Origin of the sequence: Polynucleobacter sp. AP-Kaivos-20-H2, assembly GCF_018882215.1 — a bacterium.
Lineage (GTDB): Bacteria > Pseudomonadota > Gammaproteobacteria > Burkholderiales > Burkholderiaceae > Polynucleobacter.
Genome location: NZ_JACVOX010000005.1, coordinates 1 through 18,181, shown reverse-complemented (window position 1 = coordinate 18,181; position 18,181 = coordinate 1). Strand labels below are relative to the sequence as shown.

24 protein-coding genes are annotated in these 18,181 nt (G+C 45.2%); 14 read left to right on the top strand and 10 right to left on the bottom strand.

Features of this window, described 5'->3' with window-relative positions:
• Positions 1 to 24: 24 nt before the first annotated feature.
• Positions 25 to 213: a hypothetical protein gene (locus tag ICE89_RS11510; RefSeq protein WP_028819023.1), complete on the bottom strand. Its 189-nt coding sequence runs from the start codon at positions 211 to 213 to the stop codon at positions 25 to 27.
• A 349-nt stretch (positions 214 to 562) separates the two neighbouring features.
• On the opposite strand from ICE89_RS11510, the gene ICE89_RS11505 reads away from it, so the two are divergent.
• Positions 563 to 2,152 (top strand): rhodanese homology domain-containing protein, encoded by a 1,590-nt coding sequence (locus ICE89_RS11505; protein WP_216266001.1) that lies wholly within the window; start codon positions 563 to 565, stop codon positions 2,150 to 2,152.
• A gap of 39 nt (positions 2,153 to 2,191) precedes the next feature.
• On the opposite strand, the gene ICE89_RS11500 is transcribed toward ICE89_RS11505, so the two are convergent.
• Positions 2,192 to 3,241 (bottom strand): fumarylacetoacetate hydrolase family protein, encoded by a 1,050-nt coding sequence (locus tag ICE89_RS11500; RefSeq protein ID WP_216266000.1) that lies wholly within the window; start codon positions 3,239 to 3,241, stop codon positions 2,192 to 2,194.
• A 473-nt stretch (positions 3,242 to 3,714) separates the two neighbouring features.
• On the opposite strand from ICE89_RS11500, the gene ICE89_RS11495 reads away from it, so the two are divergent.
• Positions 3,715 to 3,936: a TIGR02450 family Trp-rich protein gene (locus ICE89_RS11495; RefSeq protein WP_072582941.1), complete on the top strand. Its 222-nt coding sequence runs from the start codon at positions 3,715 to 3,717 to the stop codon at positions 3,934 to 3,936.
• Between the two features lie 51 nt (positions 3,937 to 3,987).
• Here the strand turns inward: ICE89_RS11495 and ICE89_RS11490 are convergent, their stop codons facing one another.
• The gene (locus ICE89_RS11490) at positions 3,988 to 4,515 is read right to left on the bottom strand and encodes a hypothetical protein (protein WP_216265999.1); all 528 of its coding nucleotides are present in this window, start codon (positions 4,513 to 4,515) and stop codon (positions 3,988 to 3,990) included.
• A gap of 108 nt (positions 4,516 to 4,623) precedes the next feature.
• Between ICE89_RS11490 and ICE89_RS11485 the strand changes: the two genes are divergently transcribed.
• Positions 4,624 to 5,010 (top strand): group II truncated hemoglobin, encoded by a 387-nt coding sequence (locus tag ICE89_RS11485; protein WP_370625369.1) that lies wholly within the window; start codon positions 4,624 to 4,626, stop codon positions 5,008 to 5,010.
• 80 nt (positions 5,011 to 5,090) lie between these two features.
• The gene (locus tag ICE89_RS11480) at positions 5,091 to 5,852 is read left to right on the top strand and encodes a TerC family protein (protein WP_216265998.1); all 762 of its coding nucleotides are present in this window, start codon (positions 5,091 to 5,093) and stop codon (positions 5,850 to 5,852) included.
• 20 nt (positions 5,853 to 5,872) lie between these two features.
• On the opposite strand, the gene ICE89_RS11475 is transcribed toward ICE89_RS11480, so the two are convergent.
• The 3 genes from ICE89_RS11475 to ICE89_RS11465 are packed head-to-tail and all read right to left on the bottom strand — an operon-like array spanning position 5,873 to position 8,491.
• Positions 5,873 to 7,090: an aminoacetone oxidase family FAD-binding enzyme gene (locus tag ICE89_RS11475; protein WP_216264030.1), complete on the bottom strand. Its 1,218-nt coding sequence runs from the start codon at positions 7,088 to 7,090 to the stop codon at positions 5,873 to 5,875.
• Positions 7,091 to 7,093: 3 nt separating this feature from the next.
• The gene (locus ICE89_RS11470; protein ID WP_216265997.1) at positions 7,094 to 7,606 is read right to left on the bottom strand and encodes a hypothetical protein; all 513 of its coding nucleotides are present in this window, start codon (positions 7,604 to 7,606) and stop codon (positions 7,094 to 7,096) included.
• A gap of 27 nt (positions 7,607 to 7,633) precedes the next feature.
• Complete coding sequence (locus ICE89_RS11465; protein ID WP_216265996.1) at positions 7,634 to 8,491, bottom strand: LOG family protein; 858 nt, start codon at positions 8,489 to 8,491, stop codon at positions 7,634 to 7,636.
• Positions 8,492 to 8,657: 166 nt separating this feature from the next.
• Between ICE89_RS11465 and ICE89_RS11460 the strand changes: the two genes are divergently transcribed.
• The 4 genes from ICE89_RS11460 to ICE89_RS11445 all read left to right on the top strand — a co-directional run bounded on the left by ICE89_RS11460 (position 8,658) and on the right by ICE89_RS11445 (position 11,666).
• Positions 8,658 to 8,861 carry a hypothetical protein gene (locus ICE89_RS11460; RefSeq protein ID WP_072582947.1) on the top strand — a complete coding sequence of 68 codons (204 nt, stop codon included), beginning with the start codon at positions 8,658 to 8,660 and terminating at the stop codon, positions 8,859 to 8,861.
• Positions 8,862 to 9,000: 139 nt separating this feature from the next.
• Positions 9,001 to 9,738 (top strand): ABC transporter substrate-binding protein, encoded by a 738-nt coding sequence (locus ICE89_RS11455; RefSeq protein ID WP_216265995.1) that lies wholly within the window; start codon positions 9,001 to 9,003, stop codon positions 9,736 to 9,738.
• A 62-nt stretch (positions 9,739 to 9,800) separates the two neighbouring features.
• Positions 9,801 to 10,682 carry an NAD(P)H-hydrate dehydratase gene (locus tag ICE89_RS11450; RefSeq protein ID WP_216265994.1) on the top strand — a complete coding sequence of 294 codons (882 nt, stop codon included), beginning with the start codon at positions 9,801 to 9,803 and terminating at the stop codon, positions 10,680 to 10,682.
• Between the two features lie 6 nt (positions 10,683 to 10,688).
• Positions 10,689 to 11,666 (top strand): DMT family transporter, encoded by a 978-nt coding sequence (locus ICE89_RS11445; RefSeq protein WP_216265993.1) that lies wholly within the window; start codon positions 10,689 to 10,691, stop codon positions 11,664 to 11,666.
• Positions 11,667 to 11,686: 20 nt separating this feature from the next.
• Here the strand turns inward: ICE89_RS11445 and ICE89_RS11440 are convergent, their stop codons facing one another.
• Entirely contained in the window at positions 11,687 to 11,965 is a 279-nt protein-coding gene (locus ICE89_RS11440) for a protein tyrosine phosphatase (protein WP_216265992.1), read from the bottom strand.
• An 81-nt stretch (positions 11,966 to 12,046) separates the two neighbouring features.
• On the opposite strand from ICE89_RS11440, the gene ICE89_RS11435 reads away from it, so the two are divergent.
• On the top strand, positions 12,047 to 12,676 hold the full coding sequence (locus ICE89_RS11435) for an FABP family protein (protein ID WP_216265991.1): 630 nt from the start codon (positions 12,047 to 12,049) through the stop codon (positions 12,674 to 12,676).
• Between the two features lie 79 nt (positions 12,677 to 12,755).
• Here ICE89_RS11435 and ICE89_RS11430 read toward each other — a convergent pair whose 3' ends face one another.
• Both ICE89_RS11430 and ICE89_RS11425 read right to left on the bottom strand, forming a co-directional pair.
• Positions 12,756 to 13,904 (bottom strand): aminotransferase class V-fold PLP-dependent enzyme, encoded by a 1,149-nt coding sequence (locus ICE89_RS11430; protein WP_216264022.1) that lies wholly within the window; start codon positions 13,902 to 13,904, stop codon positions 12,756 to 12,758.
• A 115-nt stretch (positions 13,905 to 14,019) separates the two neighbouring features.
• Positions 14,020 to 14,922 (bottom strand): DMT family transporter, encoded by a 903-nt coding sequence (locus tag ICE89_RS11425; protein WP_216265990.1) that lies wholly within the window; start codon positions 14,920 to 14,922, stop codon positions 14,020 to 14,022.
• 146 nt (positions 14,923 to 15,068) lie between these two features.
• On the opposite strand from ICE89_RS11425, the gene ICE89_RS11420 reads away from it, so the two are divergent.
• From ICE89_RS11420 to ICE89_RS11400, 5 genes are all read left to right on the top strand, one after another.
• Complete coding sequence (locus tag ICE89_RS11420) at positions 15,069 to 16,214, top strand: alpha-hydroxy acid oxidase (protein WP_072582955.1); 1,146 nt, start codon at positions 15,069 to 15,071, stop codon at positions 16,212 to 16,214.
• Positions 16,215 to 16,373: 159 nt separating this feature from the next.
• The gene (locus ICE89_RS11415) at positions 16,374 to 17,015 is read left to right on the top strand and encodes a hypothetical protein (protein WP_255558833.1); all 642 of its coding nucleotides are present in this window, start codon (positions 16,374 to 16,376) and stop codon (positions 17,013 to 17,015) included.
• A 23-nt stretch (positions 17,016 to 17,038) separates the two neighbouring features.
• Complete coding sequence (locus ICE89_RS11410) at positions 17,039 to 17,230, top strand: hypothetical protein (RefSeq protein WP_072582957.1); 192 nt, start codon at positions 17,039 to 17,041, stop codon at positions 17,228 to 17,230.
• 97 nt (positions 17,231 to 17,327) lie between these two features.
• Positions 17,328 to 17,864 (top strand): cytochrome b, encoded by a 537-nt coding sequence (locus ICE89_RS11405; RefSeq protein WP_216265989.1) that lies wholly within the window; start codon positions 17,328 to 17,330, stop codon positions 17,862 to 17,864.
• Complete coding sequence (locus tag ICE89_RS11400) at positions 17,857 to 18,042, top strand: hypothetical protein (RefSeq protein WP_216265988.1); 186 nt, start codon at positions 17,857 to 17,859, stop codon at positions 18,040 to 18,042. The genes ICE89_RS11405 and ICE89_RS11400 overlap by 8 nt, the downstream gene beginning before the upstream one ends.
• A 43-nt stretch (positions 18,043 to 18,085) precedes the next feature.
• Here the strand turns inward: ICE89_RS11400 and ICE89_RS11395 are convergent.
• Positions 18,086 to 18,181: IS3 family transposase (locus ICE89_RS11395; RefSeq protein ID WP_216264981.1), on the bottom strand; the 96-nt coding region annotated here is incomplete at its 5' end.

The following is an 18,181-nucleotide window of genomic DNA, read 5'->3' as shown; positions in this document are numbered from 1 at the left end:
TTATCAATCAGTCTGGAGTGAGAATTACTTCTTAGCTTCCATCGCCTCTTTAGCAGCAGTGATTTCTTTGCGGCGCTCTTTGCAGGCACCAGCAATTTCTTGCAAGGCCTTACGTGCGCGAGCAGCAGATGCCTTAATACCTTTTTCAATGAATTTTTCGTTTTCAGCTTTGTAAGTTTCAAAAGCAGCCAACAATGTATCGTGTTGTGACATCTCGTCTCCTATTAACAAATGAATATTTATACTGACAGCGAAGTCAGTATATCCCCATAAAAACCATAGAAAATCGCCCCCTAAATCAGGGATAACTCTTATATTTGAGTGTTAATTCAAAATATCCTGGTTGAACCAAAAATGCCCAAAAAGGATAAAAAATCCCCGGAAAATCGCCTTTATTGCCCATCTACCGGCCCATCGGGTTCTCCACTTACCCAAAAATGAGCGCTGTGCCTACCTCTGGGCTGGTCTATAGGCAGTCTCCGGCTAATACATTCTGCACCCAATAATTCAGTCCAGGGCCAGATTAAAAGATAATGACTCCATAAAAAATCAGAGAGACAGCATGACTATTCAAACTAAAAATCATTCATTCGTTCGTAACAAACTTCTCAATAAAGAAGAGATTGCATTCTTAGATGTGCGTGAGGAAGATCCTCATGCGCAAGAGCACCCCCTCTTTGCTGCAAACCTGCCTCTTTCCAGAATCGAGATTGATGCTTACGCAAAGCTACCAAAGAAAAACGTACCCATCGTCACCCTTGATGATGGTGAAGGTTTTGCTCAATTAGCTGCGCAACGTTTAATCAATCTTGGATACACCGATGTATCAGTTTTTGAGGGAGGTATTCAAGGTTGGAAAGCAACTGGCGGTGAAGTATTTAAAGATGTCAATGTTCCCAGCAAGTCATTTGGCGAGTTTGTAGAATCTAAAGTTCATACCCCCTCTTTATCAGCGCAAGAAGTAAAACAATTAATCGATAACAAGGAAGATGTCGTTATTGTGGACGTACGCCGTTTTGATGAATACAACACGATGAGCATTCCAACAGGCATCAGTGTTCCAGGGGCAGAGCTCGTTCTGCGCCTCCCAGAATTAGCACCGAACCCAAAGACGAAGATCATTGTGAACTGCGCAGGCAGAACTCGCAGCATTATTGGCACGCAGTCACTGATTAATGCTGGCATACCAAACGAAGTCAATGCGCTACGTAACGGCACAATTGGCTGGACACTTGCTGGCCAAGACTTGGATAAGGGGCAAAGCAGAAAATTTCAGGAGGTGAGCGAAGATACAAGAAATGCAGCGGCAGTCCGCGCTCGCAGTGTTGCTGATCGAGCCGGCGTTAAGCGCGCTAGCCTGGGCGATGTACAGACATGGAAAGAACAATCTGATCGAACTACTTACTTTTTTGATACGCGCACTCCCGAAGAGTATGAAGCAGGTCATCTACCCGGCTTTAGATCAGTGCCGGGAGGACAGCTTGTACAAGAAACTGAGATGGTTGCCCCGGTTCGTGGTGCACGGGTAGTTTTGGTAGACCCCAGTGGTGCTGGTGTACGCGCCAATATGCCCGCATCTTGGTTGGCGCAAATGGCGTGGGATATTTATGTTCTCGATGGAGTCAATACCTCTGACCTCACTGAAAAAGGAATCTGGAAGGCGCCCCTTCCTGATCTTCCAACAATAGAGAGTGTTGATGCAGTGACAGCATCTCATTGGCTTAAGAGCGACAGCAATACGATTGCGATCGATTTCAGCACACATGCCAACTACGTGAAAGGGCACATTCCTGGTAGCTGGTATGCACTCCGCTCTCAACTTACCGAAGCAATGAAAAAGATTCCTCAGGTAGACCGCTATGTCGTTACCAGCACCCCTACTGAGTTAAGTCTTTTTGCTGCTCAGGAATTGCAACTCTTAACCGAAGCGGAGGTGCTCGTTTTAGAAGGCGGCAATGCTGCTTGGGTAAAGGCAGGATTAGACCTAGAGAAAGGCCCGAGTCATTTAGCCTCTCCTCCACTAGATCGCTATAAGCGCCCGTATGAAGGTACTAGCGTGGATCCTGCAGCTATGCAGGCCTATCTTGATTGGGAGTTTGGTTTAGTGGAACAACTGGGCAAGGACGGAACCCACCACTTCTGGGTTCTCTAGGTCCTTGCTGTTGTTCTAAAAGCTTGCTGAGTTGAACAGTTAGGCAATCTTGTTGCGGATGATGCCAATGCCGGTAATGTTTGTTTCCATAACATCACCTGGCTTCATGAACTCCTGAGGCGTCCTACCCGCACCAACACCGGAAGGTGTACCAGTTGCAATAATGTCACCAGGCAGCAAAGTTAAGCCACGTGATAGCTCAGCAATAATTGCTGGGATCTTGAAGTACATTTGCTTGTAACTAGCGTTTTGCTTTTCGACACCATTCACACGGCAAATAATGCGAGTGTCATCCAAATTAACGCCACCTGCTGTAACAACCCAAGGACCCATTGGTCCGTGACCATCTATGCTCTTGCCTTTAAACCATTGGCCAGACTGACGTTTTTGCTGAATATCACGCGCCGTAGTGTCGTTGTAGGCAGAATAGCCAAAGACATAATCCATCGCATTTTCTTCGGAAATATTCTTACCCTTTTTACCAATCACTAATGCTAGCTCAGCCTCCCAGTCAATCATGGTGGAGATGCCGGCATCATAAGGAATGTTGTCGAACGGGCCATTCATGGTTTGCGTGCCTTTAGTAAAAAGCACGGGAACCTTTGGATACTCTTTTACAGCAGTATCAGCACGATGCTTGAGGCCCTCTTCAAAATGGTCTAAGTAATTCCAGCCCACACAATAAATATTGCTTTGCGGCTTAGGAATAGGTGATAGCAAGATCACATTATTCACATTCGCTAAATTACTTCCGCGACCTTTAAATAATGTAGCCAACTCCAGCAAGCCTTTGTTGCCAGAGGCAGCCAATGAAATCATTGAAGTAGGATCAAATGAGAGCTGTACTTTTTGACGAGCCGCTTCTGCAGGGATATCAACTACCATACCGTCATTGGTAACCAAACCCAATCTTGAGGTAGCGCCCATTTTAGGTAAATAGTTGGCAATCCTAAGACCCGCTTTACCAGTCAATGGCTCCACCACAATCGGCGACTGACCATCAGTAGCAGCAATTGCATTAGAAATAAACATACCGCTAATAGCAGCAGACGCACCTAATTTAAGCGCATCTCTCCGATTTGTATCCACAGCGTCTCCTTCAATATTTTGTTTTAAATGTCTTATCAAGACCAATGCGTTGTTTATTAAACAATCTGCCGTAAATATTAATACCAAACCTGTTTCTTAGGCGAAATATTGGAAATATCGCTATCCTCTAGGGGTGCAATCCTTGAGAATCCTTCCCCAAATTCGCCTAGCCTTCTACCTTGCGATCCTTCTCGGGCTGAGTGCCTGCGGTCGAGAGACATACACCACTTGGAGTTGTAGTTCCCCTTCCGAGTCTAAAATTTCCATGGTGCTCCGAAAGGCCCAAATGGAATTTAAGGGGGCGGTACTGGATTATTGCGGTAGTTTGGGTACCCAAAGCTACTTTGATGAAAAATGTTCAGGTCAAACCAATCAATCGAAGACTGTATTTTCTCCCTCCTCAGGATTGCTTTTGATCAATGGTCAAGAATTCCAGTGCACTGCCTTATAAAAAGAATGAGAATGTATTACCGATGAATCGACTCAGCCCCAAGAAATTACTCCTTACTAAATGGACGGCAGTTAAACCGATTGCTAAACAAAAACATTTCTTGGTGAGCAAAGTAATCCTGCCAGAACCACCAAACGAGAAAATTGAGTTCGTCGAAATTGAGGCGGTCTACTCGAAGCAAACTACGCAAATTGCTTGGCGTGATCTCACCAATAGCGAGCTATGGCTACAAGGCTGGAAATAAAAAACCGCCCCTGTTCTGAGGCGGTTTTGTTTTTCCTTGGTTTAATCAGGGCTATTCATCAGCCTTCTTCTTACCCCCAGATTTTTTAACCAGGTCATCAATATTCTTTTCGGCAGTCTCGGCCACTTGGTTCACAATGCGGCGCCCTTCTTTAAACATATTCTGACCGGTCGTTGACATTTCATGAACTACCTTAGATAGCTTGTCAGCATGCGCTGGGATTTTATTTTCAGCGTCCTCAAGCCAAGTTACCAAAGAGCTACGAACCTTTTCAAGATGCTTCTCAGTTTCATCGGCAGCGCCTTCACCGAGCTCTTTTAAAACTGCTTTTACCTTCTTTTGGTATGCAGCCGCACGTTTCGCAGTTTCTTTGGTAGCCTCTTCCTGCAAATCTTTTAATTTGCCTAAATCATTTTTGGCAGCGGATTTAGCGCTGTCCAAAGCATTTTTCATGCCCCACTCAATCTCAGCCATATGATGCTCACTTAATTTTTTTGCTGCCTCAAGCAAAGTATGCGAGTAATCAAATAATTCTTTGGCTTTTTCACGTTGCCACTTTTGAAGTTCTTGTGCATCCATTTTTACGCTCCTATAAACAAGGGTTAATAAAGCTTTAGCATTTAACTCTATACCGAAATAGACGAACTGCCAATTCCCCGAATTTACCGCATTAAAATGACAAAATGAGTGAAAAAAATAGCCATTTATGAGTCTATAGGCGGCATAGACCAAATTGAGGCATTAGTAGACCGTTTTTACGATTTAATGGTCCTAGAACCCCATTTTGGGGATCTACGGTCTATGCACCCCCAAGATCTTTCAGGATCTAGAGAAAAGTTGAAATTTTTCCTCACCGGCTGGATGGGCGGTCCTGATATCTACTCACCCAAATATGGTCATCCCATGCTAAGGGCTCGACATCTGCCATTCAAGATTGGTTTAAAAGAGCGAGATCAATGGTTAGCCTGCATGTATAAGGCTATGGAAGAGTGCGGAATAACCGGTGATACCGCGAAACAACTTGAAGAGTCTTTTCTGAACACTGCGGATTGGATGAGGAATCAACCCAACTAATGATGTGGTCATTAAACTGGGATGGATGTTTATCGTTATTCGCTAAACTCTGATCAATAGTTACATTAGTAAAGTAGAAAATGATCGAAAGCACAATGCAGCTCCTGAGTGATCCCAATGCTTGGATTGCCTTTCTAACGCTCTCTGCCCTTGAGATTATTCTCGGCATTGATAACATCATTTTTATTAGCGTTATTGCCAACAGACTCCCTTCTGAAATTCGGGAGAAGGTTCGCCGCTTCGGTCTTTTGTTTGCGCTTGTCACTCGCATTCTTCTATTGCTAAGTCTATCGTGGGTAATGGGTCTTACCAGCCCCCTCTTCAGCATCTCCGACCACCTGATTAGCGGTAGAGATTTAATCTTATTGCTTGGCGGATTCTTCCTAATCTGGAAGGCTTCGAAAGAAATTTATATTGAAGTTGAGGTGGGTGAGCATAGCGATGAACAAATTGACCCCCAAGGAAAAGGCCGCGCCAAGTCAATGCTCTCTTTATTTATTGGCTCTGTGCTACAGATTGGCTTACTAGATATTATTTTTTCTCTGGATAGCGTCATTACGGCAGTGGGTATGGTGGATCAAATTAGCGTGATGATCGCAGCAGTCCTTGCTTCAGTCCTCATCATGCTCATTGCCGCTAAGCCTATTGGGGATTTTGTTCAGCGCCATCCCTCTATCAAAGTATTGGCCTTATCGTTTCTAACGGTTGTAGGCATAGTACTGATCGCAGAAGGAATGGGCGTTCACATTCCTAAAGGTTATGTCTATGTTGCTATGGCATTTTCTTTATCGGTTGAGCTTTTAAATATCCGCTCACGTGAAAAGAAAAAACTGTCGAAGTGAGTCCTGGTGTGATGAGAAATTTATAGGGATTGCGCACAAGCATAGCCGCTGGCCCATGCCCATTGGAAATTATGGCCGCCTAAATGACCGGTGACATCGACACACTCACCAATGAAGAATAACCCTGGATGCTTGCGCGACATCATCGTTTGTCCGTCGAGCTCTTTGGTATCTACCCCGCCCAACATCACCTCTGCTTTTTTCCAACCTAAGGTACCTGCCGGCTTTACAGACCAGTTCGTTAGCAGCTCCTTAAGGGCTTGACGATCTTTTTTAGAGACTTCGGCCCATTTGCGACCCATTAGATTGCGCTGCTCTGCAAATGCTTTAGCTAAGCGCTGAGGAAGCACAGAAGCCAAAATAGTTTCGGTAAGCTTTAAGCGATTCTCTTCATTGTTAAAGAGTTCATCACAATTAAATCCTCCAGGACGCTCAATTGCGCCAAGCCAATCGATGTGAATAGGTTCGCCCTCTTCCCAATAACTGCTTGCTTGAAGAACCGCAGGACCTGATAAGCCTTTGTGAGTTAGCAGCAAATCCTCATTGAATCTACAGGCACCATATCGATGGCCCTTAGAGCCGGAGGCAATTCTAACTGGTACAGCTAGACCGGCCAACTCACTGAGATCGCCGAAGTTATCTGCGGTAAATGAGAGCGGCACTAAAGCGGGCCTAGGATCAACCACATTTAATCCAAACTGCTTTGCAACATCCAAGGAATAAGCGGTAGCTCCAATGGCGGGCACTGGTAAACCACCCGTTGCCATGACTACTGACTTGGTTTTTTCGGTGCTAGCATTCGTTTGGATGAGCCATCGATCATCCTCTTGCTCAATTGATTGCACGGAGACTGGATGACGTATGGTCACATTTCCTTTGGCGCACTCTGCAAACAATAGCTCAATGATATGTTTGGCAGAATCATCGCAAAATAATTGGCCTTGGTGTTTCTCATGATAATTAATGCCATGAGATGTCACCAGCTTGATAAATTCTGTTGAGGGGTATCTAGCGAGTGCACTTTTCACAAAATGCTGATTGAGAGATAAGAAGTTGGCCGGACTACTATGGAGATTGGTAAAGTTGCAACGGCCACCACCACTTATACGAATCTTTTCGCCTAAAACCTCAGCATGATCCAGTACAAGTACCTTTTTTCCTAACTGACCAGCAACTCCTGCGCAAAATAGGCCAGCTGCCCCGCCACCGATAATGATGGCATCCCAAGTTTTACTCATCGATTACTCAAAACGATCAATGATGTCAGATGAGATGTTAAGTTTTCTCATATGGAGCTTGGTATAGGCTTGGCGGAAGTTCTTGGTCATGGAGATCATGACTGATGCAGTCCATGCAAAGGAAAACATTCCAGAAAAAGCGATGATCACTGCCAGCATCTTCCAGCCATCGGGAAGAATGTCCTCCATAAATCCCATTGCCGTATAGGTACTGCCGCTAAATAAAATACTTTGTCCCAGAGCGGGTAGTAACTTGAATACATACAAAGCAATACCCCAAATCAGTATTTCAGCGATATGGGTTAAGAACAAACAGAAGACGCTCACGTAAAAACAGAGAGCCACAGCAGAGTATTTTTTCTCTGCCAAATACAGAAAAGTTTTCACTTCATAGCGCTTGGCAATCTGCAGTAACGCTACCCCATGAAAAACCATGATCAACAGGAGCATGGCGGCACCCAAAAGATAGCCTGGAAGATCTAGTGATGTAGCGATGCTAGTTTGCGAAGGATTCATAGGAGTGATTTTACAGGCGAGCGCTTGTTAACCCAATTGATACCAATCCCGAATCACCTGCCAAGCCTCCTGGGCAGTCTCTGAAAAGTGAATAGTTTGCATATCCTCCTCATCAATGACGCCAAATTCCACCATCTGCTTAAAACGAATCATCTCATTCCAGTAGTCCTTGCCCACCAATATCACCGGAATAGGAACAACTTTTTTAGTCTGGATCAGTGTCAACACCTCGAATAACTCATCAATGGAACCGAACCCCCCGGGAAAAGCTACGATTGCTCTAGCGCGCAACATAAAGTGCATCTTGCGTAGCGCGAAGTAATGAAAGCGAAAACTTAAGCCCGGGCTGACATATAGATTGGGTTGCTGCTCTCGAGGTAGACTGATATTAAAGCCGATAGTTTTATCGCCCGCCTCAAATGCACCTCGATTAGCGGCCTCCATAATTCCAGGGCCACCACCTGTGCAAATATGGAGTTTATTAAAGTTATTCTCTTGAGTAGCGTTGTAATGAGCCACTAATGACCCAAACTCTCGGGCTGACTCGTAGTACTTACTGTGCAAAAGTGCTTTGTTCGCTTCTGTAATCTCCTCTGGAGTCTTTGCTTTTTCCTTTTGAGCCAGCGCTTCAGCATGACTGATGAATCGAGTCGAACCAAAGACGGTAATCGTATGCTCGATACCGTGCTCTTTAAGCAGCACATCGGGCTTGAGTAACTCCAACTCAAAGCGAATACCCATAGTCTCTCTGCGAGCTAAAAAGGCTTCGTCACCAAAAGCAAACTTATAAGAATCCTCGGAATCTTCTTCTGCTATTTGGCTCTTGTGAAGATTTAAAAACTCAGTAATAGTCTGTGAGTTGTTAATAGGGAGCTTCGGACTCATATTGCAACCTTTGAGGGCATGTATAGATCAATCTTAACCCGCGTATTAACTTAGTGTTAATACCTAGTTCTCTCGAAGAATATGGCTTCTAGGGATTGTTGGGATTTACCTGGTACTAAAGGCGAGTTAATATTGCCAGAATTTCAACTAAATCGAAGGAAAAGCAATGAGCAACCGTTCAATCATCATCATGGTACTAGTCTTAATTGGTGCCACAGCCTACTTACTTCTCAAAGGCGACGGCAACGTTGATATGGGCGGCGAAAAGCATGGTGCAGAAGCGGCTCATATGGAAGAGGCTAAGAAAGATGCTCCTGCCGCTGCTCCAACAGCACCTGCCGCTGCTCCAGCGGCTGACGCTAAGAAGTAATTCCTTCTTTTACTGATAAAACCGCGGCCCGCCGCGGTTTTTTTATCTCCATCTTTTAATGAAGCTGATATTTTCCTCACTCCTATCTCTGACGCTTTTGTGCATATCGCATCTTGCTATTAGTCAATCATCCAAGCCCATGAAAACCATTGATCAGCCCACCTTATCTTCTTTCGCCCCAACTGGTGTTTTGCGTGTTGGCATTAATTTGGGAAATCCGGTTCTTGCTAATGAAGATCCAAATTCAAAAAACTTGTACGGAGTGACGATTGATATTGCCAATGAGATTGGAAAACGCATTTCATTGCCCGTGCAATTAATCCCCTTTAAGTCGGCAGGTGCAACAGTAGATGCAGTGAAGACTGGAGAAATTGACTTAGTCTTTGTGGCGATTGATCCAGTCCGGGGCGCAGACATCAGCTATACCCCAGCCTATATACAAATTGAAGGTGCCTATATGGTGAAAGCCTCTTCTCCATTAAAGACTAACGATGAAGTAGATGCTGCCGGCAATGAAATTGTCGTAGGCAAAGGCAGCGCCTATGATCTTTACCTTACACGTGAGATTAAGAATGCCGCCCTATTACGAGCTGCTAGCTCACAGGCAGTGATTGATGACTTCATGTCGGGAACAGGCAATGTTGCAGCAGGCGTCAAACAGCAGTTAGAAAGTGATGCTAAGCGCTATGCGGGACTGCGCATGCTACCTGGGCGCTTCATGGTGATTAATCAAGCGATTGGCATTCCGAAGGCTAGGCCTAGATATGAAAGTACAAACACCTATTTAAGCAATGTCATCGCAGAACTCAAGCAGTCTGGGTTTGTGGCAGACGCTATGAAACGTCACAATATCCAAGGCGCAAAAGTAGCTGAATAATAAAGCTATTGGGTTAGTGCAGATTAGTGTGTATGCATGCAATTTAGTACGATACTGTACTCATGAATGTTCCTGCTCAACTGAATACCCTTCCTCTTGTGGTACACCTAAAACGAGAGCCTGCAGAGCATAAAGGCAATGCAGGCAAAGTCATTTTAATTGGCGGCGCTCCAGGAATGGCGGGCGCCCTAATTTTGGCGGGCAATGCCTGCCTTCATCTTGGCGCAGGCTGGACTATCTTAGAAATATTAGATCCTGCTTCAGCGCGTGGGGATGTCGATCACCCCGAGCTCATGATTCGCCTTGCGACAGACGATATTCATCAAGCACTGAATACCGCTCAGCCCGATGTTATTGCTATTGGACCAGGTCTTGGCAAATCCGCTTTAGCGATTGAATGTCTGCGTGCGTCACTCTTATATCCAAACATACCATTGGTGATTGATGCTGATGCTCTCAATTTAATCAGCGAATCCACTGAGTTACTTGGACAACTACAAGCGCGCAATCACACTCTTCCAGAATTGACTGTTCTCACGCCTCACCCTGGTGAAGCAGCCAAACTTTTGAAGATGACAACCGAAGAAGTGCAATCAGATCGCGTGCGTGCCATTCAACAATTGGTCGAGCTCACACAATCGATTGTGGTTCTTAAAGGACAACATACCCTGCTTGCCTCACCACAGCACCCTCTAGTTCAATGTCTTGCCGGAAATCCTGGAATGGGTACTGGAGGCATGGGGGATATTCTGACGGGCAGCATTGCTGCCATTACTGCCCAAGGAATTCGGCATCAACTAGATCTTTGGCAAGCCACCGGGATTGCAGTTGAATTACACGCTAGCGCAGCAGATAGCTTAGTGAGTAAAGGGACTGGTCCTATAGGCCTTACACCCTCCGAGACTATTTTAGAAATGCGAGCGCTACTCAATAAGATGTTATAAATCCTTATGCATTCAGTAAGCGCAGCACATCATCACCGACGTTACCTCTATGGCATTTTGATGGCCGGAGTAGGCTCCATGCTGTTTTCTGGCAAAGCGATTTTGGTCAAGCTCGCTTTTGGTTATGGTGCAAATGCGGAGACGCTTCTAGCCTTACGCATGCTCATGGCACTTCCCTTGTTCTGGGGAATATTCTGGTGGGAGTCCCGCCGTAAGGCAATGGACCCCATCACTTGGCTTGATCGCGCAAAATTATTCTTTCTTGGATTTTTAGGTTACTTTTTATCAAGCTATATTGATTTCTTGGGACTTCAATACATCTCAGTTGGCCTGGAGAGAATTGTTCTTTACCTCACGCCAACCATTGTTTTATTAATCTCTTATTTTGTTTTAAAGAAACCCGTATCTCAAGTACAGTGGTTCTCACTCATCGTTGGCTACATTGGAGTGTTTATCGTCTTTATTCAAGATGCGAGTTCCACCGGCATTGATGCCTGGTTAGGCATGGCTCTCGTGTTCGGCAGCGCCTGCTCTTATGCGGCCTACATGATTGGTGCTGGAGAAATGGTAAGGCGTATTGGAAGCGTGCGCTTAGTTGTCTATGCCAGTTCAGCCTCGGCATTTTTGAGCATAGCGCAATCAACCATCCATAACCCAATAGCTATATTTGAACAGCCTCTACCCATTTATTGGTTTAGCCTGCTGAATGCCAGCTTATGCACCGTTATTCCAATGCTGCTGATTATGATTGCCATCAATCGCATCGGATCTCCACTCGTAGCTCAAGCTGGAATACTTGGCCCAGTCTCCACTATCTTCATGGGATACCTCATTCTTGCGGAGCCAATCACTTGGACGCAAATTAGCGGCATGACTTTGGTGATGGCTGCAATGTGGTTGTTAGTACGCAATGATGCGCAAAGAAAAAAGTCACCAGACCCCAAAAGATCTGATGACTTCGATGGTGCAGAGCCCCTCAACTAAGAGGGACTCATTTAAGTGTATTACTGAGCTGCGGCGTCAGCTGCTGCTTTAGCCTTCTTTTTAGATTTCTTTTTTGCTTTTTTCTCAGCTTTCTTTTCTTTCTTTGCTTGTTTCTTTGCTTTTTTCTCAGCAGACTTCTCAGCCGGAGTGGCGGCAGGTGCGGCTACTGGAGCGGCAGCAGGTGCAGCTACTGGTGCAGTTGCAGGAGCTGGATCAGCAGCCATCACGGAGATAGGGGCGATACCGATAGCAGCAGAAATCAGGGTTGCCAGGCTCAAGCGCGCGATACGAGAAATCATGTAATTCTCCAAGATAGTTTGTGGATAATTTAATAATACTCAAAAATTTGAGAAAAATGCTTCATTTTTTAAGGGTTGCTGATGAGTGATTTTCCAAACGACATTTTTACCGAACCCCAAGGCTACTCCGTCAATACCCTAGAACAGCTTGGGCCCTTGACTGGCATGGCTGGGATTTGGGAAGGTATTCGTGGGTTAGACGTAAAGCCCAAAGCAGAAGGGCCCAAGAAGCAAGCTTATGTAGAAAGAATTGAGCTTCAGCCAATTGACCCCCAAACTAATGGTCCTCAGCTGTTTTATGGTTTGAGATACCACACCCACATCACTAAACCCGATCAAGTAAAGACCTATCACGACCAAGTAGGATATTGGTTATGGGAGCCAGCAACTGGCAACATCATTCATACACTGAGCATTCCTCGGGGCATGATTACGATGGCCTCTGGTAATGCTGCTATAAATGCAAGGCAATTTGAATTGCATGCAAAGGAAGATGATCGCTGCGCAGGCATCTCATCCAATCCATTTTTAGATTACGCCTTCAGAACAGTTGAATTTCATATTCAAGTTTCAATTCACGATGATGGCACTTGGTCTTATGAACAAGACACGGTGATGAAGATTAAAGATCAAGTAGCGTTATTTCATCACGTTGATAACAACACCCTACATAAGATCGGGGAAGCTACTCCCAATCCCCTGGCTAGATAAAAGCGGTTATCGCACTAAAATGTAATAAAGGCCATCAGATGATGGCCTTTATTTCTTAATACTGAACTACTTTACTTGATTACGCAGGCTGCGCTTCAGTCTCAGTAATTTTTTCTAATGCGGTAGCAAGTTGTCCAACTGTGCGATCAACATTCGCCAACTTCTCTAAACCAAACAATCCAAGACGGAAGGTGCGGAAATCTGCACGCTCGTCACACTGCAAAGGAACGCCTGCAGCTGTTTGCATACCCAGAGCAATAAACTTTTTACCAGACTGAATATCAGGATCTTTGGTATAGCTTACGACCACGCCAGGGGCCTGAAAGCCCTTAGCAGATACTGAGCTATATCCTTGAGAAACCAATAGGTTGCGTACTTTTGTACCCAACTCTATTTGCTTCTCCTTTAACGCTGCGAAGCCAAGCGACTGAGTCTCTTTCATCACATTACGCAGAATCTTTAAGGCATCAGTAGGCATAGTGGTGTGATACACATGTCCACCCTTTTCATATGCCTCCATAATCTGAAGCCACTTTTTGAGATCCATAGAAAAGCTGCTGCTTTGGGTTGTATCAATGCGCTCACGTGCACGATCGCCAAGAGCGATCAATGCGCAGCATGGGGAGCTACTCCAACCCTTTTGAGGTGCAGTAATTAATACGTCGACATTACAAGCTTTCATATCAACCCACATTGCGCCAGAGGCAATGCAATCTAATACAAATAAACCATTTACAGAACGTACTGCTTCACCGACAGCTTTGAGGTAATCATCTGGAAGAATGATGCCGGCAGAAGTTTCCACGTGCGGCGCAAATACCACTGCTGGTTTTTCTTTCTTGATGAAAGCAACCACTTCTTCGATTGGAGCTGGTGCAAATACGCCCTGTGTTGAGTCTTCTAACTGGTGGCCTTTGATAACCGTAACGTCTTTAGTGATGTTGGCTAAATCAAAGATTTGCGTCCAGCGATAGCTAAACCAGCCATTACGCAAGACTAAGCATTTTTCATTGTTGGCAAATTGGCGGGCCACTGCTTCCATGCCAAAAGTTCCACTACCGGGAACGATGACTGCAGAGCTAGCGTTGTAGGCATCCTTAAGGACGCTCGAAATGTCCACCATCACGCGCTTGAACTCTTCAGACATGTGATTCAAGGAGCGGTCGGTATAAACAACCGAGAACTCTAATAAACCATCTGGATCAACATTGGGAAGTAAGCCTGGCATAGTAATTTCCTAGGGATTTCTGTGATTAGCCCTAAATGATACCGATTTAAGTCTTTTTTGGGGACTCCGGTTCAAAACCCTGCTTAAAAGGGCGTTTTTGCCAGTTTTGGCAGTTTTACTTTCTCTTTTTCGAGGAAATAACAATACCCGCCACAATTAGACCGAAGGCGAGCCCATGAAATAGTTGGGGAGGCTCACCCAGCATAGCGGCCGATAAAAGCGCAGTAAATAAGGGTATGAAATTAGCAAAAAAAGCGGCAACCGTAGGCCCTGCTCCATTCACGCCCAGACCCCAGCAACGATAAGCAATTAAGGAGGGGCCAATTGCGACAAAGACAATTAAAGAAGCGGTCCACCAATTGAGATCTAGAAAAGCATGACCAGCTGCAATTTCAAAGCCATCAAAAAATCCCGTCCACAACAGACCCACTGTTACTTGCGCCATTAAAAATTCAGCCCATGGCCATTGGCGTTCTGTGCTGGTGCCTGGACGACTTAACATCCAACTATAAAAGGCCCACAAGATAGTGGCTAACATAATTAAAAGATCGCCCACCACCATTTGCATAGACATTAGGGCCGCTAGATCTCCACGGGTAAGCACAATGCCAACACCCAGCAAGCTTACTACTGCGCCAATCATCTGCAACATGCTGGGCTTTACTTGATAAAACACTGCACCAATGAATAGCATCCAGATGGGCATGCTAGCGCCGATCAAGGTGACGTTAATAGCAGTAGATGTTTGAAGAGCGAGATATAACAGTACGTTGTAGCTACCCACCCCGAATAAACCCAAGAGGAGGAAACGCTTCTTGTTTTGCCATAAGGCACTTCCCGGCATGAATACACGCCAACCCAAAGGAAGTAACAGTAAGGCAGCCAATCCCCAGCGGGCTGCGCTTAAGGTGATTGGGGAGATGCTTCCAACCAATACTCGCCCAGCGATTGCATTGCCTGCCCATAAAGCGGTAGCTGTGAGCAAGTAGGCAATGGTGGCGAAATTCAGTTGTTGCATGTGGGGGCTTATTGGGGAGGTAGTTATTTGAGGTCCCCAAGCAAGGGATACCCTAGCATTGTAGAAACAAATCCCCGGTATTGCTAAGATAGAGCTTAAATTAAGCTTTTGCTTGAACAAAATAGCATCAAACAGAAGGATACATTGTGGCAATCATTACCAATATAGAAGACTTAAGGGTCCTCCATCAAAAGCGTACCCCTAAGATGTTCTACGACTATGCAGACTCAGGATCGTGGACTGAGTCAACGTACCGCGCCAATGAATCCGATTTTCAAAAGATTAAATTGCGTCAGCGTGTAGCCGTCAACATGACTAACCGCACCACTAAGACAACCATGATTGGCCAAGAAGTTGCTATGCCAGTGGCACTGGCACCTACAGGCCTAACTGGCATGCAGCATGCTGACGGTGAAATTTTGGCAGCTAAGGCTGCGGAAAAGTTTGGCGTGCCATTCTGCTTATCTACTATGAGTATTTGCTCAATTGAAGATGTGGCGGAGCACACTACAAAACCATTTTGGTTCCAACTCTACGTTATGAAAGACCGCGGCTTTATTGAGCGCTTGATTGAGCGCGCTAAAGCAGCCAAATGTTCCGCACTGGTTTTGACTCTGGATTTGCAAATCTTAGGTCAACGTCACAAGGATCTAAAGAATGGTCTCTCCGCCCCTCCTAAGCTGACGATTGCCAATATGATCAATATGGCAACTAAGCCACGCTGGTGCTTGGGTATGGCTATGACGCCACGCAGAACCTTCCGCAATATTGTTGGTCATGCTACTGGTGTCGGCAATATGTCTTCACTGTCTTCTTGGACTGCAGAACAATTTGATCCGGGTCTCAATTGGGGTGATGTGGAATGGATTAAAAAACTCTGGGGTGGAAAACTGATTATCAAAGGCATCTTGGATGAAGGAGATGCGCGCTTAGCAGCAAACTCCGGCGCCGACGCTTTAATTGTTTCTAATCACGGCGGCCGTCAATTAGATGGGGCGATTTCTAGCATTCAGGCTTTACCCGGAATTGTGGATGCCGTTGGTAAAGATATTGAAGTATGGATGGATGGCGGCATTCGTTCAGGTCAAGATGTTTTAAAAGCCTGGGCCTTGGGTGCACGCGGCACGATGATTGGCCGCCCTTTCCTATATGGCTTAGGCGCCATGGGTGAGGCTGGTGTCACCAAGTGTTTAGAGTTAATTCACAATGAGTTAGATATCACCATGGCATTCACAGGCCATCGCGATATTCAGAATGTGACTAAAGATATTTTGTATCCAGGAACCTTTTAAATTTTTCCCATCCTCAACTACCCTCTTGCCGTCTTTGGTGCCTCACTTATAGCATTTGCCTTCTCTGTTTGGTTTGGATATGCCGCACTGAGTCGCTACCATACAAAAGATACTGAGACATCTGCAGATCTTGGCATTATTCAGACGGCTACCTTAACCTTGCTCGCCTTAATTATTGGCTTTACCTTCTCAATGGCCATCAATCGCCATGATCAGCGAGAGATCTTTGAGGAAGGTGAGGCAAATGCCATTGGCACCGAATTCTTAAGAGCTGATCTGCTGCCCCCAAAAGCTGCAGCGGCGACCAAGGACCTCTTACTTCAATATACAGATCAACGCATTCTGTTTTACTCAAGGCAGAGCCCCGAAAAGATTGAGGAGATTCGCAATAAAACAGATCAATTGCAAGCCGCCCTCTGGAATGAAATCCTTCCGGTCGTTAGAACGCAAGTTACGCCAGTCATGGCTTTAGTAGCTTCCGGCATGAATGATGTCTTAAATTCTCAAGGCTATGTACAAGCAGCTTGGTGGAATCGCATCCCCCTTACCGCCTGGGCGCTGATGTCAGCAATCGCTATTTGCGCCAATCTATTGGTTGGGTTTGGCGCGCGGAATTTTGAGAAGAACATCGGCCTATTCATGATCTTCCCTTTTGTTATTGCGGTATCTTTCTTTTTGATTGCTGACATTGATAGCCCAAGAGGTGGAATCATTCGGATTGAAGCGAGAAACTTAGTGGCACTAAAAAATAATTTAAGCCAACAGATGAAAATTACCAATCCATCTATCGGCAATCAATAAGCTTCACCTTAAAGGCGGTCCAGATGAAACGAGTAGTCGATGTTTTTAAAAACCGGGGGCGTGAACTGGTGTGGACTTATGTCATCCACCTTCAGAATGACGAGGAATTTCATCCTGGACAATTAGATTTTGAAGTTGAGGCTCTTAGACTCTCACAAATAGATAAGCGTGGCTTAGTAAATGAGCTCAGCGCCAAGGTTAGGCTTAATAACTAAACCTGAATTACCGCCTTAAAGGGTAAAGTCCCTGGTATTAATATTGTTAACGAGATTCATTATCATTTGAGATGAATTCACTTAACGTCCATTTGCAATGCCGAAAACCAAATACCACCCTGCATCCATCTTCTTTCATTGGCTTGTTTTCTTCCTGGTTATTGCCGCTTTTGCAGTGATTGAGCTTAAGGGACAATTCCCTAAAGGAAGCGAACCTCGTGAGCTTTGCAAAACGGTGCATGGGGTGATTGGACAGCTCATTTTTATAGCTATGGCTCTTCGCCTCATCATCCGTTTGACTTATGACGTTCCTGAGCCCACTAACCCAAAGACTTTATTCATTTCATTGGCCAAAGCAATGCATTGGCTGCTATATGCCCTGCTCTTGATATCGCCTATTTTCGGCATCCTGTATTTTCAGTATGGCGGCAAAGAAATCCACTTCTTTGGCTTGGTATGGCCTCAGCTGGTCACCCCCAATCCAGAGATGAAAAAAGTAGTTGAAGGGATCCATGAATTCCTGGGAAACTCGCTCTACTTTTTGATTGGTATTCATGTTTTAGCAGGCTTGTGGCAACATTACGTTGTAAAGGACGATACACTTCGTCGTATGTTGAATAAAGTTAATGCCTAAAATGAAACCTCTCTCTAAAAAAGCCAAGATGGCAATCGGCTGGACCGTCTTAATGACGGTGGTGGGCACAGCGATGCTGCATCAATGGCAATTTTTTGCCATGGGTTGCGCATCTATTGCCATGTTGCTCTTAGCCAATCATTACGACCTCCTTAAAGACCCAGAAGACAAAAAATAATCCCGCCGGTTTTGAACTGACCCCCAGTAGTTGGACAGTTTAGTTAGGTTAGCACGAGGGATTGAGTTCGGTAATCAACCGGACTTAATCCCTTTAGCTTTTCTTTGATTCGGTCATGGTTGTAGTAGTGGATATATTC